The sequence below is a fragment of the Pseudomonas sp. LD120 genome (assembly GCF_009861525.1).
GTDB lineage: Bacteria > Pseudomonadota > Gammaproteobacteria > Pseudomonadales > Pseudomonadaceae > Aquipseudomonas.
The window spans coordinates 848687-863425 of record NZ_WVHL01000005.1 but is presented as its reverse complement, the minus strand read 5'-3'; the positions used below and the strand labels follow the sequence as shown (position 1 = coordinate 863425).

Annotated in this window: 15 protein-coding genes and 3 pseudogenes; 4 read left to right on the top strand and 14 right to left on the bottom strand. The window is 61.2% G+C overall.

Annotated features, from left to right (window positions below; translation table 11 throughout):
• Window positions 1–65: 65 nt before the first annotated feature.
• Both pncB and nadE read left to right on the top strand, forming a co-directional pair.
• Complete coding sequence (gene pncB / locus PLD_RS18190) at window positions 66–1280, top strand: nicotinate phosphoribosyltransferase (protein ID WP_159895122.1); 1215 nt, start codon at window positions 66–68, stop codon at window positions 1278–1280.
• Between the two features lie 3 nt (window positions 1281–1283).
• On the top strand, window positions 1284–2111 hold the full coding sequence (nadE, locus tag PLD_RS18185; protein WP_159895120.1) for an ammonia-dependent NAD(+) synthetase: 828 nt from the start codon (window positions 1284–1286) through the stop codon (window positions 2109–2111).
• Between the two features lie 164 nt (window positions 2112–2275).
• On the opposite strand, the gene azu is transcribed toward nadE, so the two are convergent.
• Window positions 2276–2722: an azurin gene (gene azu, locus PLD_RS18180; protein WP_159895118.1), complete on the bottom strand. Its 447-nt coding sequence runs from the start codon at window positions 2720–2722 to the stop codon at window positions 2276–2278.
• Between the two features lie 351 nt (window positions 2723–3073).
• Between azu and PLD_RS18175 the strand changes: the two genes are divergently transcribed.
• Complete coding sequence (locus PLD_RS18175; RefSeq protein WP_159895116.1) at window positions 3074–3661, top strand: TIGR00730 family Rossman fold protein; 588 nt, start codon at window positions 3074–3076, stop codon at window positions 3659–3661.
• Window positions 3662–3729: 68 nt separating this feature from the next.
• The gene (locus PLD_RS30470) at window positions 3730–3906 is read left to right on the top strand and encodes a hypothetical protein (RefSeq protein WP_178116186.1); all 177 of its coding nucleotides are present in this window, start codon (window positions 3730–3732) and stop codon (window positions 3904–3906) included.
• Window positions 3907–3997: 91 nt separating this feature from the next.
• On the opposite strand, the pseudogene PLD_RS18170 reads toward PLD_RS30470, so the two are convergent.
• From PLD_RS18170 to rpsF, 13 genes and pseudogenes are all read right to left on the bottom strand, one after another.
• A pseudogene (locus PLD_RS18170) lies at window positions 3998–4858 on the bottom strand (transglutaminase N-terminal domain-containing protein).
• Window positions 4859–4893: 35 nt separating this feature from the next.
• Window positions 4894–5311 (bottom strand): annotated as a pseudogene (locus tag PLD_RS18165) (circularly permuted type 2 ATP-grasp protein); the annotation flags it as partial.
• An 88-nt stretch (window positions 5312–5399) separates the two neighbouring features.
• On the bottom strand, window positions 5400–5615 hold the full coding sequence (locus PLD_RS31250; RefSeq protein WP_371929069.1) for a transglutaminase family protein: 216 nt from the start codon (window positions 5613–5615) through the stop codon (window positions 5400–5402).
• Entirely contained in the window at window positions 5545–5922 is a 378-nt protein-coding gene (locus tag PLD_RS31245; RefSeq protein ID WP_371929096.1) for a transglutaminase family protein, read from the bottom strand. Before PLD_RS31245 ends, PLD_RS31250 begins: the two co-directional genes overlap by 71 nt.
• Window positions 5923–5946: 24 nt before the next feature.
• Window positions 5947–6565 (bottom strand): annotated as a pseudogene (locus PLD_RS31240) (transglutaminase N-terminal domain-containing protein); the annotation flags it as partial.
• A gap of 170 nt (window positions 6566–6735) precedes the next feature.
• Complete coding sequence (locus PLD_RS18155; RefSeq protein WP_159895114.1) at window positions 6736–7197, bottom strand: hypothetical protein; 462 nt, start codon at window positions 7195–7197, stop codon at window positions 6736–6738.
• The gene (locus tag PLD_RS18150) at window positions 7194–8126 is read right to left on the bottom strand and encodes an NAD synthetase (RefSeq protein WP_159895112.1); all 933 of its coding nucleotides are present in this window, start codon (window positions 8124–8126) and stop codon (window positions 7194–7196) included. Before PLD_RS18150 ends, PLD_RS18155 begins: the two co-directional genes overlap by 4 nt.
• Before the next feature lie 180 nt (window positions 8127–8306).
• Window positions 8307–10604 (bottom strand): YgiQ family radical SAM protein, encoded by a 2298-nt coding sequence (locus tag PLD_RS18145; RefSeq protein WP_159895110.1) that lies wholly within the window; start codon window positions 10602–10604, stop codon window positions 8307–8309.
• A 289-nt stretch (window positions 10605–10893) separates the two neighbouring features.
• Window positions 10894–12291, bottom strand: a complete 1398-nt coding sequence (dnaB, locus tag PLD_RS18140; protein WP_007921486.1) for a replicative DNA helicase — start codon at window positions 12289–12291, stop codon at window positions 10894–10896.
• A gap of 123 nt (window positions 12292–12414) precedes the next feature.
• A complete protein-coding gene (rplI, locus tag PLD_RS18135) occupies window positions 12415–12861 on the bottom strand; it encodes a 50S ribosomal protein L9 (RefSeq protein WP_159895108.1) in 447 nt (148 codons plus the stop codon).
• 21 nt (window positions 12862–12882) lie between these two features.
• Window positions 12883–13779 (bottom strand): hypothetical protein, encoded by an 897-nt coding sequence (locus PLD_RS18130; protein ID WP_159895106.1) that lies wholly within the window; start codon window positions 13777–13779, stop codon window positions 12883–12885.
• Between the two features lie 36 nt (window positions 13780–13815).
• Window positions 13816–14046 carry a 30S ribosomal protein S18 gene (gene rpsR / locus PLD_RS18125; protein WP_002551829.1) on the bottom strand — a complete coding sequence of 77 codons (231 nt, stop codon included), beginning with the start codon at window positions 14044–14046 and terminating at the stop codon, window positions 13816–13818.
• Between the two features lie 28 nt (window positions 14047–14074).
• The gene (gene rpsF, locus PLD_RS18120) at window positions 14075–14500 is read right to left on the bottom strand and encodes a 30S ribosomal protein S6 (protein ID WP_159895104.1); all 426 of its coding nucleotides are present in this window, start codon (window positions 14498–14500) and stop codon (window positions 14075–14077) included.
• Window positions 14501–14739 lie beyond the last annotated feature (239 nt).

The window sequence follows — 14739 nt, the reverse complement described above, 5'->3', positions numbered from 1 at the left end:
TAGCGCCTTCATTGAAAGAGCTGAAGCCGCCGCTGTCCGTCGCGGCCAGCATGGAGATTCCCGTTATGAGCGAGAGTGTGTTTGCCGATCGCATCGTGCAGAACCTGCTCGACACCGACTTCTACAAACTGACCATGATGCAGGCGGTGCTGCACAACTACCCCAACGTGGAGGTGGAATGGGAGTTTCGTTGCCGTAACAGCGAGGACCTGCAGCCGTACCTGGCAGAGATCCGCTACCAGTTCGAGCGCCTGGCGGAGTTGAGCCTGAGCGCCGACCAGTTGGGTTTTCTCGAACGCATCCGCTTCCTCAAGCCAGACTTCCTGCGTTTTCTCGGGCTGTTCCGCTTCAACCTGCGTTACGTGCACACCGGCATTCAGGATGGCGAACTGTTTATCCGCCTGCGCGGGCCCTGGCTGCACGTGATCCTGTTTGAAGTGCCGATGCTGGCGATCATCAGCGAAGTGCGCAACCGCTACCGCTATCGTGAAACCCAACTGGTGCAGGCCCGGGAGCAGTTGTATCGCAAATTCGACTGGCTCAGCGCCAACGCCAGCAGCGAAGAGTTGTCCGAACTGCAAGTGGCGGACTTCGGCACTCGCCGACGCTTCTCCTACCGGGTCCAGGAGGAAGTGGTGAATGTGCTCAAGCACGATTTCCCCGGTCGTTTTGTCGGCACCAGCAACGTGCACCTGTCCCGCGAACTGAACATGAAACCCCTGGGCACCATGGCCCACGAGTGGATCATGGCCCACCAGCAACTAGGGCCACGGCTGATCGACAGCCAGATCGCCGCCCTCGACTGCTGGGTCCGCGAATACCGTGGCCTGCTGGGCATTGCCCTGACCGACTGCATCACCACCGACGCCTTCCTCGGTGACTTCGATCTGTTCTTCGCCAAGCTGTTCGACGGCCTGCGCCACGACTCCGGGGACCCGATCCTCTGGGCGGAGAAAGCCATCGCCCACTACCACAAACTGGGCATCGACCCGATGAGCAAGACCCTGGTGTTCTCCGACAGCCTCACCCTGCCGCGCTCCCTGGAAATATTCCGAGCGCTGCGGGGCCGGATCAACGTCAGCTTCGGCATCGGCACCAACCTGACCTGCGATATTCCCGGTGTCGAGCCGATGAGCATCGTGCTTAAAATGACCGCCTGCAATGGCCAGCCCGTCGCCAAGATCTCCGATGAAGCGGGCAAGACCCATTGCAAGGATCCGAACTTCGTCGCTTACTTGCGCCACGTTTTCCAAGTACCAGCCCAACCTGGCAAGGAGTGAATCATGCAAGCCGTACAGCTTGAGATTGCGCAGCAGCTCAAGGTCCAAGCACCGTTTATCGACCACACCGACCTGGAGGCGGAAGTCGCCCGGCGCATCGCCTTTATCCAGGATTGCCTGGTCAATTCCGGACTCAAGTCACTGGTGCTGGGCATCAGCGGCGGCGTCGACTCGCTGACCGCCGGCCTGTTGGCCCAGCGGGCGATGCGTGAACTGCGCGAGCGCAGCGGTGATCAGCGCTACCGCTTCATTGCCGTACGCCTGCCCTATGAAACCCAGTTCGACGAGATCGACGCCCAAGCCTCGGTGGACTTCATCAACCCCGACGAGCGTCACACGGTAAACATCGGCCCGGCGGTCAAGGCGCTGGCCAGTGAAGTGGCGGCCTTTGAGGGCCAGCAAGCGGTGTCGCGGGATTTCGTCCTGGGCAACACCAAGGCGCGGATGCGCATGGTGGCCCAGTACACCATCGCCGGCGCCGCCCACGGCCTGGTGATCGGTACCGACCACGCCGCCGAAGCGGTGATGGGTTTCTTCACCAAGTTCGGTGATGGCGCCTGCGACCTGGCGCCACTGAGCGGCCTGGTGAAAAATCAGGTGCGTTCGATTGCCCGCTACTTCGGCGCTCCGGAATCCCTGGTAGAGAAAGTGCCCACCGCCGACCTCGAAGACCTGTCGCCGGGCAAACCGGATGAAGCCTCACACGGCGTTACCTATACCGAGATCGATGCCTTCCTGCACGGCCAGCCAGTGCGCGAGGAAGCCTTCAAGATCATCTGCGACACCTACCAAAAGACTCACCACAAACGCGTCATGCCCTTCGCCCCGTGATACTCCAGGCCCCTTGGAGCCGGCTTGCCGATGAAGCGGCCGGGCCATGCTGCACAAGGTTCAAAGGCCTGTTCGCGGGCAAGCCCGCTCCGACCAAAGGGTGAAACCTCAGGCACAAAAAAGCGCCCCTCGGGGCGCTTTCTTGTTGCCGCCGGACCTGATGCTTACTTCAGGACCACAGCGCCTTTCATCATCGAGTTGTGGCCTGGGAACGAGCAGAAGAACTCGTAGCTTTCTCCCGCGGTCAGTTTCGACACATCGAAGGTCACCGAATCTTTCTCGCCAGCACCGATGATCTTGGTGTGGGCGATGACGCGAGTGTCGCCTTCCTTCAGGTAGTTCTTGTCGAGACCGGCCGCCATGCCGTCGGTGGCGATGCCAGCCATGTCCGCGGTTTTGCTCAGTACCCAGTTATGGCCCATGACGTTCTTCGGCAGGCTGCCGGAGTGGGTCAAGTTCACGGTGAAGGTCTTGCAGCTCTTGTCGATGGTGATTTCCTTGGTGCTAAAGGACATCTGATCGGTAGAGTCGACATCGACCTTGCATTCGGCGGCCATCAGTTGGCTGCTGGCCAGCGTCAACAGGGATACCGCAACGAGTTTGGCAAACATGGTGAATCTCCAAGGCAGGGTTAACAAAATCCATCTGAATCCATGGGACCGAAGACTGCCTGAATATCTCCCAACTGCCTATGATTTGCATCAAATAACGGTAGACAACTCTCTGCTATCGAAGCGATCGAGACAATCAAACAGCCAGGTGCCGGGCGCGCCCCTAAAATCTGTCCGTCATTTCCTCTCGGAGCGCTCACCATGCCATTCAACAGCCTGTTTCGCAGCTTGCTCGCCGCCTACGCCTGTGGCGCCAGCGGTACTTATTAAACCCCGCAACGCGAGGTTTAATACTTGGAGCCCGACCTTCGAGCCTTTACTCTGAGGCCATCAATGACCTTGGAGTAAGGCATGTCGTTAACCTCTGTTTGTGTATTCTGTGGCGCCAGCACCGGCGCCAATCCACTTTACCTTGAAGCCGCCCAAGCCCTGGGCCGCGCCTTGGCCGAGCGCAAGCTGACGCTGGTCTATGGCGGCGGCGCGGTGGGGCTGATGGGGGTGGTTGCCGACGCGGCCCTGGCCGCTGGCGGCGAAGTCATCGGAATCATCCCGCAAAGCCTGAAAGACAAAGAGATCGGCCACAGTGGCCTGACCCGCCTGGAAGTGGTGGACGGCATGCATGCACGCAAGGCGCGCATGGCTGAACTCAGCGACGCCTTCATTGCCCTGCCCGGCGGCTTGGGCACCCTGGAAGAGCTGTTCGAAGTCTGGACCTGGGGCCAGTTGGGCTATCACCACAAGCCCCTGGGCCTGCTGGAGGTGAACGGCTTCTATGAAAAACTCAGCGGATTTCTCGACCATATCGTCGCTGAAGGCTTCGTCCGCGCCCCGCACCGTGACATGCTGCAAATGAGTGAGTCGCCGGCCAGCCTGCTGGATGCCCTGGACACCTGGCAACCTTCGACACCCGACAAATGGGCCGAGAGCAAACCCAATTAACCGTCCACGTCCGATAACAGGCAGAATACGCGCCGCTCAACCTCACCTTCGACCCCAGAGGATCGCCCATGGCAAAACCCAACTACTCCTTCGCCAAACGTCAACGCGACTTGGCCAAGGAACAGAAGAAAGAGGAAAAGCTGCAACGCAAGAAAGCCGCCGCTGATGAAGCCAGTACACCGACCCCGGATGCAGAAGGTGAAGTGAGCGTCGACGACGCCGAGCCTCAGGCGCCCCAAGCCTGAACCGCGTTGGGCCTGAGAATCCACTCAGGCCCGTTGCCTCACCCTGCCCTTGACCGCCAATCCGCGGTGTCTGTTTCAGCGAAATGCCCAGCTACAGGTCCAGCCGCATGACCGTGACCTGCACTTCCGGGTCATGACCGCCCCCGCCAAGGATCACCCCTCGCAACGGTGAAACATCGGAAAAATCCCGCCCCCAGGCCAGCGTGATGTGCTCCAGTGCCGGCTGCACATTCTTGGTAGGATCGAAATCCACCCAACCCTGCACCGGGCAGAATACCGACACCCAGGCATGGGAGGCATCGGCACCGATCAGTCGCGGCCGAACCGGTGGGGGCTGAGTCAGCCGGTAGCCACTGACGTAACGCGCCGCCAGTCCTCGTGAGCGCAAGCAGGCCAGCATCAAGTGGGCGAAGTCCTGGCATAGCGGCGCTCCAGCACTTCGACCAAGGGCGTGGCCCCCTGGGTGGCTTCGGCATCGAAGGTGAACTCACGGAACATTTTCCCCATCAGCGCCTGAACGCCCTGCAACAGCGGCCGGCCGGGGGCAAAGCAGCTTTCAGAGCACTCGACGAAGCGCTGCTTGAGGTGCACATAAGACGACTCGAAACGGTAGCGGCAGGCCTCCAGCAAGGCCATCGACAGCGGCCGTCCGCTGTAGGTCAGCGCCCTGCGCGCAGCGCCCCAAGCCAGGGAGACGGTGAAATCCAGATGCGGCCGGTCCAGCATATCGACGCTGAGCCGAGCATTGACCTGCAGTTCGTCATGGGCCGCTCGAAGGCCAGGCGGGTCAGAGGATTGCCGAACACATCCTGCTCATCACGGCCGGTAGTGGGCTCCGGGCTGATCAGCAACTGCCGCGCGCCGCAGTGCTGCCTGGCACAGTCCCGAGGTGGGCCAACTGCTGAGCCAGGGACACGGGGCTGCCATAGCGATAATGGGTGTCGTGGAAAATCTGGTAGCGCGCGCTTACCGTTCGCTGGTTGACAGCTCAATGCCCTCACACGGCCAAAGAAAATTGTTGTGTCCGAACACCAGCTCCGCTGGCAGCAACCCTTCGCGGATCAGCCGTTGCGGGCCGTACAGGTCCGCCAGCAGCGCATTGAGCAAACGCGCGCGCTGGGCGATCCCAGCGGACAGCCATTGCCACTCGTCAGCCGGAATCACATGGGGCAGCAGGCCCAGCTCCCAAGGCCGGTCCGCCCCCTTGGGGTCGGCATGGACGTTATAAGTGACACCGTTTTCCTGGATCTGCCGGGCCAGCAGCGCCTGACGCTGGGCCAATTGCGCGGGACTGCTGCGTTGCAGGTGCTCAAGCAAGCGCCGCCAGTGCGCCCGGACAGGGCCCTGGTCATCCAGCAACTCGTGGTAGGTACCCCAGCGGGTAACGGTCTAGCAAGTCAGGCATGGAACACTCGGCAGACGGCAGGGAACGTCAGATTAACGTCACCGCCGTGACGCCCGGATATCGCTGCGTCGCGGACGTCGCAGGCGCATTAGACACGTCGCAGATCCAGGCTCAGCGGCAGTTCATCGTTGACGATCAGCCGCGGCACCGCCAGCCTTCCCGGGCTATGACCGAGACGGAAGAAGCGCACCAGGCGCCGTCTCTGCGCTTCGTTGGCGTTGACCGGCAGACTGTCATAGCGACGCCCGCCAGGGTGAGCCGCATGGTACCTGCAGCCACCGAGGGAGGCTGCCTCCAGGCGCACCCTCCTCACCCAGCACACGCCAAGGCTCCAGGGCCCGCCGCAACTCCAGCTCGATACCGCTGACCGCGTAATCGCCCACCTTGGGAAAACGAAACTCCAGGTGCGCAGCGAACCATTCAGCCCGCAACGCATAGCCCGCAGCATTGAGTTCCACCAGCACATCGGCGAAATCCTGGGCGATGAAGTGCGGCAGCAGGAAGCGATCGTGCAGCTCGGTGCCCCAGCGCGCCAGCTTGGCCGGGGCGCTGGGCTCACCCCAGAAACGCGCCACCAGTGCCCGCAACAGCAACGGCCGGACCAGGCTCATGCGCGCATGGGGCGGAACTTCAAAAGCCCTCAGCGGGATCAGGCAACCGGAAACGAACCGCGCCGCCACCCCCAGATTGCGCAGCAGTTGCACCAGCAGCCAGTCCGAGTCGGGGCAAGAACCGGATGCATTGAGCAGGGTCTGCTCTGGCATCTGCACCCCGGGCTCCAGACGGATCAGGTAGGCAATGTCGGCGGATTCAACGCCATCAGGAAATCCACCGCAGGTAGCGGCGTGCGCGAGATACCCTCCAGGCAAGCCTGAAACCTGGGTGTCAGTGGCAGGGTTTGCAGATAAGGCACCAACTCGCACCGCTCGTCGGCGGCGTAGCTGAAAGGGATCTTTTGCGCGTAAGGCTCAAGGAAGAAGTCGAACCGATTGAACACCGCCATCTCCGCCAGCAAGTCCACTTCGATGCGCAGCTCGCGGGTTTTCTCCGGGAACACCAGGCGCGCCAGGGAGTTGCCCTGGGGTCCTGCTGCCAGTTGATGAAATGCTCCTCGGGCTGGATCTTCAGCGCGTAGGAAAGGATTCGCGTGCGGCTGTGGGCCGCCGGACGCAAGCGGACGATCTGCGGGCCAAGTTCAACGGCGCGGTCGTAGCGATAGTGCGTGACAGGGTGCAATGCGACATGAATCGACACGACGTGCCTCCTGCGAGCCTGAGCGGTGAATGAGGCCGGGCAAGACTTATGCCAGCGCACAAGTCCGGGGCTGGCCCAACGACTCAGGGCCGCACAGCACCAGAACCGCGCAACCGCTGCACCTCAGCGCAGCGTGTTGCACGAAAATGCGCCAGGCGGCGCAGGGGCAATCAGCCGCGCTTGCGTGGCGGCTTCAACGCAGCCTTGAGGCGCTGACGCTCCTGACGGATCTGCCACAACTGTTCACGCATCTGCCGATGGCGTTGGCTGTTGAGCAGCAACAACCCGAGCAACGGCAGCAACACCCCGACCAGGTAGACGCCTTGATGGGGGTGGTACTGGATCATCGGCACCATCAGGGCCAGACAGAACACAAAGTAACCGACCACCCACCACACCGCCCGAGACACACCGCGCACGATCAGCAGGTTACCCAGCACCAGGAGCGGGATCAGCACCAGCAGGCCCAGCACCCCATAGTGGTCGCGCTGCGCCGGCGCCATGCCGCGCCAGTAGGTGGTTCCCGCCAAGGACAACAGGATCGAAGCGCTGAAGCAGCCCAGCAGCACGGTGAGCATGAAGATCGGGAAATAACGCGCCAGGAACGCCCCCATCCGTCCACCTCCGATCATTCGCTGAACTCCTCGTAGAGTCCCACCGCCAGGGTTTTCGCCGAGCCGAGGTTGCCCGAGCTGTAGCTGCCGGCGGTGCTGAGGACAGCACCCAGGGCGTCTTTCATCTGCGTCAGGGTCGCGTGTTTGATCTGCGCCGATGAGTAGCGCTTGGGCAAGCCTCCGGCCCGCTGCTGCAGCTTCAGCAATTTAGGCGTCAGGCTTGGGTCACGCAGCGTCAGCAACTCCTTGGTCAGCTTGGCCCGTTCCTGGCGGTTGAGGCCCTTGAGCAACTGCGTCCAGCTTTTACCGGTGCTGGCCGCCTTGCTGGCCTTGAGCAACTTGACCGTGGTCAGCGCCGAGCCACCGACGCCCACCAGCGAAATGCCGTCGAGAATCGGCGAGACGGTGTTGTACCACTCGGCGTCGTCCATGCGGTCATTGGCCGCCGGGTCCTGGATCTCGTTGATCACCCGGGCGCCACCGATGGCGCACTGGGCGGTGCCCGCCGCGGCGACGGTGACGCCCAGCCCGACCATCCAGGCGCTGGCGCCGGCAGTGAACGGCACGGCGATGCTGCCACTGAACACCACCAGCCAGCCGATCACCGCGGCGGTGCAGGACAACGTGGTGTTGAACGATTCCGTGGCCAGGCGGGATTCCCGGGGGTTGTTCTTCACTTGATCGACGAACTGCTGGGGCGCGATGTACTTCTTCGCCTCCCGCAGAATGATGCGCTTGGGCGTAATACTGCAGATCGGCTTGAATTCGCGCAGGGTCACCACGTTGAAGTCGGCATCGATGTACACCACTCCGGCACCGACGATCGACGGATCGGCATCAATGACGGCAAACAAGCGCGGCAGGTTGATCTGGCTTTCGATACGTTGACGGGCAAAAAACTGCGCAGGGCTGGAGTCCATACCGATGTTGGCTAAGGGGCTGGTCACGCGATTCATCCTTGGTTGACGATTGAAGTCTGCCTGCCGGCCATGAGCCGCTCAGGCATCACGGCGCTGCAAACCCGGCAACCTTAACAAAGCGCCGGGCACTTGTTGCCCTTCAGCCGGCAAAAAAATCCGTCGCCATGAAAGCAAAACGCCAGCTCTGTGGCTGGCGTTTGGCGAGGTTCAGCGTGGTACCACCGGCTTGCGGGTTGGCTTCTTGCCTTTGCCCTTGGCGGCATCGGCACGCTCTTTGGCGGCCTGCTTGTTACGGGCGAACGCCGCGGCCTTGGCCTGCTCTCGCTTGTCCCAGGCATTGCCACCGTCACTGCCACGCGGCGGCAGGCCGGTGTGCTGGGTCAGGATCTTGGTTTCCTTGGCCACCTTGTGGCTGCCGGCCGGCGTCGAATTCTTGCGGCGCGCGCTCTGGTAGCTGTCGGTAGCCGGTTGATGGGCCGGGATCAGTTGGTGCTTGCCCGGACCGATCAGGTCGGCACGGCCCATGCGGATCAGTGCTTCACGCAGCATCGGCCAGCCTTTGGGATCGTGATAACGCAGGAACGCCTTGTGCAGGCGCCGCTGCTCTTCGCTCTTGACGATGGTCACGCCGTCGCTTTTGTAAGTGACCTTGCGCAGCGGGTTCTTGCCCGAGTGGTACATGGCAGTGGCGGTGGCCATCGGCGACGGGTAGAACGCCTGCACCTGGTCGGCGCGGAAGCCGTTGCCCTTGAGCCACAAGGCCAGGTTCATCATGTCTTCATCGGTGGTGCCCGGGTGGGCGGCGATGAAGTACGGAATCAGGTACTGCTCCTTGCCCGCTTCCTTGGAGTACTTCTCGAACATGCGCTTGAAGCGGTCGTAGGTGCCAATGCCCGGCTTCATCATCTGGTTGAGCGGGCCTTCCTCGGTGTGTTCCGGGGCGATCTTCAGGTAGCCGCCGACGTGGTGGGTCACCAGCTCCTTGACGTACTCCGGCGATTCCACCGCCAGGTCGTAGCGCAGACCGGAAGCGATGAGGATCTTCTTCACCCCGGGCAGAGCACGGGCACTGCGATACAACTGGATCAGCGACGAGTGGTCGGTGTTCAGATTCGGGCAGATGCCGGGGAACACGCAGGACGGCTTGCGGCACGCGGATTCGATCTCCGGGCTCTTGCAGGCAATGCGGTACATGTTCGCGGTCGGACCGCCGAGGTCGGAAATCACCCCGGTAAAGCCGGGAACCTTGTCGCGGATTTCTTCGATCTCGCGAATGATCGACTCTTCGGAGCGGTTCTGGATGATCCGCCCTTCGTGCTCGGTGATGGAGCAGAAAGTACAGCCGCCGAAGCAGCCGCGCATGATGTTCACCGAGAAGCGGATCATGTCGTAGGCCGGAATCTTTTGCTTGCCATAGGCCGGGTGCGGAATGCGCTGATACGGCATGCCGAACACGTAGTCCATTTCCTCGGTGGTCATGGGAATGGGCGGCGGGTTGAACCACACGTCCACTTCACCGTGCTTCTGCACCAGGGCGCGGGCGTTGCCCGGGTTGGTTTCCAGGTGCAGCACGCGGTTGGCGTGGGCGTACAGGACCGGGTCGTTGCGCACCTTCTCCATGGACGGCAGACGGATCACCGTCTTGTCCCGGGTCATGCGCGGGCTGGCGAGGATCTGTACGACTTTGGCTTCGCTCGGATCTTCAACCGGGCCCTTCTCCTGCTCGATGGCGCAGGCCTGGGTGTCCTGGGTGTTGACGTAGGGGTTGATGATCTTGTCGATCTTGCCTGGACGGTCGATACGGGTGGAGTCCACTTCGTACCAGTCTTTCGGTGTGTCGCGGCGGATGAAGGCGGTGCCGCGCACATCCGTGATGTCTTCGATCTTGTGGCCGTAGGACAGGCGCTGGGCCACTTCGACAATCGCTCGCTCGGCGTTGCCATAGAGCAGGATGTCGGCGCTGGCGTCGATCAGGATCGAGTTGCGCACCCGGTCCTGCCAGTAGTCGTAGTGGGCGATACGGCGCAGAGAGGCCTCGATGCCGCCAAGGACGATCGGCACGTGCTTGTAGGCTTCCTTGCAGCGCTGGCTGTACACCAGGCTGGCGCGGTCCGGGCGCTTGCCCGCCAGGCCGCCCGGGGTGTAGGCGTCGTCGGAGCGGACTTTCTTGTCGGCGGTGTAGCGGTTGATCATCGAGTCCATGTTGCCGGCGGCGACACCGAAGAACAGGTTCGGCTCGCCAAGCTTCATGAAGTCGTCTTTGGACTGCCAGTTGGGCTGGGCGATGATCCCCACGCGAAAGCCCTGGGACTCCAGAAGCCGGCCGATGATCGCCATGCCGAACGAAGGGTGATCGACGTAGGCATCACCGGTGACGATGATGATGTCGCAGGAATCCCAGCCAAGCTGATCCATCTCCTCCCTGCTCATGGGCAGGAACGGCGCGGGCCCGAAACATTCGGCCCAGTACTTGGGATAGTCAAATAACGGCTTGGCTGCTTGCATGTCGATGACCGGTGTTGGCTTGAATAGGGACGCGATGGGTGTCAGGAAAATTCGCGGGCGCGGAATATAGCACAAAAAATAACCAATTCCGACCAAAAGGGTCGGAATTCGTTGTCACGTCACGCGACCAGTGGCGAGGTCGCTTGCTCCCGCTCGCCTGCGCAGCAGGCGCAGAGTCGTTGCCGACAATGTATCTGGAGCAAGGCGCCGACCGGCTTTGGGGCCGCCGCGCGGCCCAGCGGGAGCAAGCTCCCTCGCCACAGCCGGCCAACCACCATGGCTGGTGCCGCTATTCGTCGTCGTCGAAGTTGTAGCTGCCCGGCGCGAGGTTCTCAAAACGGGTGTACTTGCCGATGAACGCCAGGCGAATAAAGCCAATCGGGCCGTTCCGCTGCTTACCGATGATGATCTCGGCAATGCCCTTGTGCTCGGTTTCCGGGTGGTACACCTCGTCGCGGTAGACGAACATGATCACGTCGGCGTCCTGCTCGATCGCTCCGGATTCCCGCAAGTCGGAGTTCACCGGGCGCTTGTTGGGGCGCTGCTCCAGGGAGCGGTTGAGCTGGGACAGGGCCACCACCGGACAGTTGAATTCCTTGGCCAGGGCTTTGAGGGATCGGGAGATCTCGGAAATTTCGTTGGTCCGGTTGTCACCGCTGGAACCGGGGATCTGCATCAGCTGCAGGTAGTCGATCATGATCAGGGCGATGTCGCCGTGCTCGCGCACCAGACGCCGGGTACGCGCGCGCATTTCCGAAGGGCTGATACCCGCAGTGTCGTCGATGAACAGCTTGCGGTCGTTGAGCAGGTTGACCGCCGAAGTCAGGCGCGGCCAGTCGTCGTCTTCCAGCTGGCCGGAACGGACCTTGGTCTGGTCGATGCGGCCCAGGGAAGACAGCATACGCATGATCAGCGATTCACCTGGCATCTCCAGGGAGTAAACCAGCACCGCCTTGTCGCTACGCAGCACCGCGTTCTCCACCAGGTTCATGGCGAAGGTGGTCTTACCCATGGACGGACGGCCGGCGACGATGATCAAGTCGGCCGGCTGCAGGCCGCTGGTCTTCTCGTCGAGGTCGGTGTAGCCGGTGGACAGGCCGGTGATGGCGTTGTCGGTGTTGAACAGGGTATCGATACGGTCGATGGCCTTGGTCAGCAACTCGTTGACGCCCACCGGGCCGCCGGTCTTGGGCCGCGCTTCGGCGATCTGGAAGATCTGCCGTTCGGCCTCGTCGAGGATCTCTTCGGCGGTACGGCCTTCGGGGTTGAAGGCGCTGTCGGCGATCTCGGTGCTGATGCCAATCAACTGGCGCAGGGTCGCCCGCTGGCGAACGATCTGCGCATAGGCCTTGATGTTGGCCACCGATGGGGTGTTCTTCGCCAGCTCGCCCAGATAGCCCAGGCCGCCGACCTGCGAAGTCTGGCCTTCCTTGTCCAACTGCTCGGACAGGGTGACCACGTCGATCGGCATGTTCTGGTCGGCCAGCTTGGCGATGGCGCGGAAGATCAAGCGGTGGTCATGCCGATAGAAATCGCCGTCGGAGACCTGATCCAGCACGCGCTCCCAGGCGTTGTTGTCCAACATCAGACCACCGAGCACGGCCTGCTCGGCCTCGATGGAATGCGGCGGCACCTTCAGGGCAGCGGTTTGCAGATCGTATTGCTCGGGAGCGGAGATATCGTTCATGGCCACTTGGAATTCGGGGGTAAAAATCAGGATCAGCAGAAAGACAAAGGGCACGACCTGTAAACAGGATCGTGCCCGATGTTAACCGTCAGCCACACAAGGTGCCAGACGATTTGGTACTGCTTAAGCAGCCACCACGACAACGCGTACGGTCGCTTCAACTTCAGCGTGCAGGTGCACGGCTACGTCGAATTCACCTACGTTGCGGATGGTGCCGTTCGGCAGACGAACTTCGCTTTTTGCCACTTCAACGCCCGAGGCGGTCAGTGCATCAGCGATGTCGTGAGTGCCGATCGAACCGAACAGCTTGCCTTCGTCACCGGCGGTGGCAGTGATGGTCACTTCCAGCTCAGCCAGTTGCGCAGCGCGAGTTTCGGCAGAAGCCTTCTTGTCTGCAGCCAGTTTTTCCAGCTCAGCACGACGCGCTTCGAACGCAGCCAGGTTGGCAGCGGTAGCAGCGGTGGCTTTGCCGAAAGGCAGCAGGTAGTTACGGCCGTAACCAGCCTTAACGTTTACCTTATCGCCCAGGTTGCCCAGGTTGGCGATTTTTTCCAGCAGGATCAGTTCCATTTGGTAATAACCTCTTAACTTTTAACCTTCACCGTTCGCAGAGCCGTTGTCAGCGTCTTTCGACGCCAAACGACCGCGAAAATCAACCAGACTGTCGACAATGGTCATGACCACGAGCAACGGGACGAGCAGGTGCATCAAAGGCAGCAGCGTGACGTAAACCCCAACCAGCCAGAAATTGGCCAGTCTTTTCTGTGCCACCAGCCCGTGCATCAGGGCCAGCCCGGCAAGGACCAGAGGTACGCTGCAAAACGGCACCATAATCCACATTTGCGGGCTCAGAGCAGGCCCCACAAACATCAATGCCAACAGCAACATCAAGGGTCCCTTGGGGATTCTGATCTGGCGAAATTCGCGACCAAAACCACCGGGGTTGTACAACGACGCTTGCCAGTAGCGCCCAAGAATCAGGCACAGCACACTGAAGACCTGAAACATCATCGCAATCGAACCGATCACCAAAGGTGCAACGAGTGAAGCGAGGTTGGCTCGCTGGTCTACCGAAAGCTGCTGGTAGGCCTCACCCAACATCAGTGGCAGGACCTTTACAAGTTCCTGCGTCACCGCGTCGACAAAGGGACTGAACAACGTCCCCAATATCGCTACACACAACAGCGCAATCGCCACGCTCGCCAACAGCACACGGTTCCAGGAGTGGCCGGCGCGCAACACCAGCGCCAGACCGCAAGACCCAAGCAGCACCAGGAGTGCACTGGGGTCTTTCTGGAAGTGCCAGCAAACCAATGCTGAAAGCACCCCGACTCCGAGGACGCCAAGGGCGTCCGAACCGCGCCGAAGGAGCACAAGGCAACCCGCAGCGGCACTTAACCAGAACAACAGCGGCAATGCCGCAGATCCGGCCACGACCAACGTGGCCTGCACACGACCGCGCATGATGAACTCAGCTAAGGCGCGCATGCATTCAATCCCTTACTACTTGTCGACTGCCCGGTCTCAGCGGCCGTGGCTGTCGGTGTAGGCCAGCAGGGCCAGGAAGCGGGCGCGCTTGATAGCGGTGGCCAGCTGACGCTGATAACGAGCTTTGGTACCGGTGATGCGGCTTGGGACGATTTTGCCGGTCTCGGATACGTAGGCTTTCAGAGTGTTGAGATCTTTGTAATCGATCTCTTTCACGTCTTCAGCGGTGAAGCGGCAGAATTTACGACGACGGAAGAAACGTGCCATGTAATTGGCTCCTCAAAAGGTCCGTGGATTACTCGTCAGCGTTATCGCTGGCGTCGCTGTTGTCGCTGTCATCGCCATCGGCGCTGTCAGCATGCTCAGGACGGTCACGACGCTCACGGCGCTCACTGCGGTTTTCTTCAGCCTTGAGCATCTCGGATTGGCCAGTGACGGCTTCTTCGCGACGGATGACCAGGTTACGGATCACAGCATCGTTGTAACGGAAGTTGTCTTCCAGCTCAGCCAGGGCTTTACCGGTGCACTCAACGTTCAGCATCACGTAGTGAGCCTTGTGAACATTGTTGATTGCGTAGGCCAGTTGACGACGGCCCCAGTCTTCCAGACGGTGGATTTTGCCGCCGTCTTCTTCGATCAGCTTGGTGTAACGCTCAACCATGCCGCCGACTTGCTCGCTTTGATCCGGGTGGACCAAAAAGATGATTTCGTAATGACGCATGAATGCTCCTTACGGGTTGTAGCCTGCCGCCTATAAGCGGTCAGACAAGGAGTGAATGACACTGGTGTGTCTTGCCACAGATAGGCACATATGCGCCTGCCGTCACGGCAAGGGGCGCAATTGTAGAGAAGGGGGAACAGCGGCGCAAGGCAATTGGTGATTATTTGAACAATCACTTGAGGGAGCCGGCGGGCCGACGATGGACGGCAGCGCGCGCTTAGCCGGCAAGCCGACTCCTA

Bases quoted from the DNA above. Each gene is read 5' to 3' on its own strand.
- pncB (WP_159895122.1), top strand. From the start codon at position 66: ATGAGCGAGAGTGTGTTTGCCGATCGCATCGTGCAGAACCTGCTCGAC.
- nadE (WP_159895120.1), top strand. From the start codon at position 1,284: ATGCAAGCCGTACAGCTTGAGATTGCGCAGCAGCTCAAGGTCCAAGCA.
- azu (WP_159895118.1), bottom strand. From the start codon at position 2,722: ATGTTTGCCAAACTCGTTGCGGTATCCCTGTTGACGCTGGCCAGCAGC.
- PLD_RS18175 (WP_159895116.1), top strand. From the start codon at position 3,074: ATGTCGTTAACCTCTGTTTGTGTATTCTGTGGCGCCAGCACCGGCGCC.
- PLD_RS30470 (WP_178116186.1), top strand. From the start codon at position 3,730: ATGGCAAAACCCAACTACTCCTTCGCCAAACGTCAACGCGACTTGGCC.
- PLD_RS31245 (WP_371929096.1), bottom strand. From the start codon at position 5,922: ATGAGCCTGGTCCGGCCGTTGCTGTTGCGGGCACTGGTGGCGCGTTTC.
- PLD_RS18155 (WP_159895114.1), bottom strand. From the start codon at position 7,197: ATGATCGGAGGTGGACGGATGGGGGCGTTCCTGGCGCGTTATTTCCCG.
- PLD_RS18145 (WP_159895110.1), bottom strand. From the start codon at position 10,604: ATGCAAGCAGCCAAGCCGTTATTTGACTATCCCAAGTACTGGGCCGAA.
- dnaB (WP_007921486.1), bottom strand. From the start codon at position 12,291: ATGAACGATATCTCCGCTCCCGAGCAATACGATCTGCAAACCGCTGCC.
- rplI (WP_159895108.1), bottom strand. From the start codon at position 12,861: ATGGAACTGATCCTGCTGGAAAAAATCGCCAACCTGGGCAACCTGGGC.
- PLD_RS18130 (WP_159895106.1), bottom strand. From the start codon at position 13,779: ATGCGCGCCTTAGCTGAGTTCATCATGCGCGGTCGTGTGCAGGCCACG.
- rpsR (WP_002551829.1), bottom strand. From the start codon at position 14,046: ATGGCACGTTTCTTCCGTCGTCGTAAATTCTGCCGCTTCACCGCTGAA.
- rpsF (WP_159895104.1), bottom strand. From the start codon at position 14,500: ATGCGTCATTACGAAATCATCTTTTTGGTCCACCCGGATCAAAGCGAG.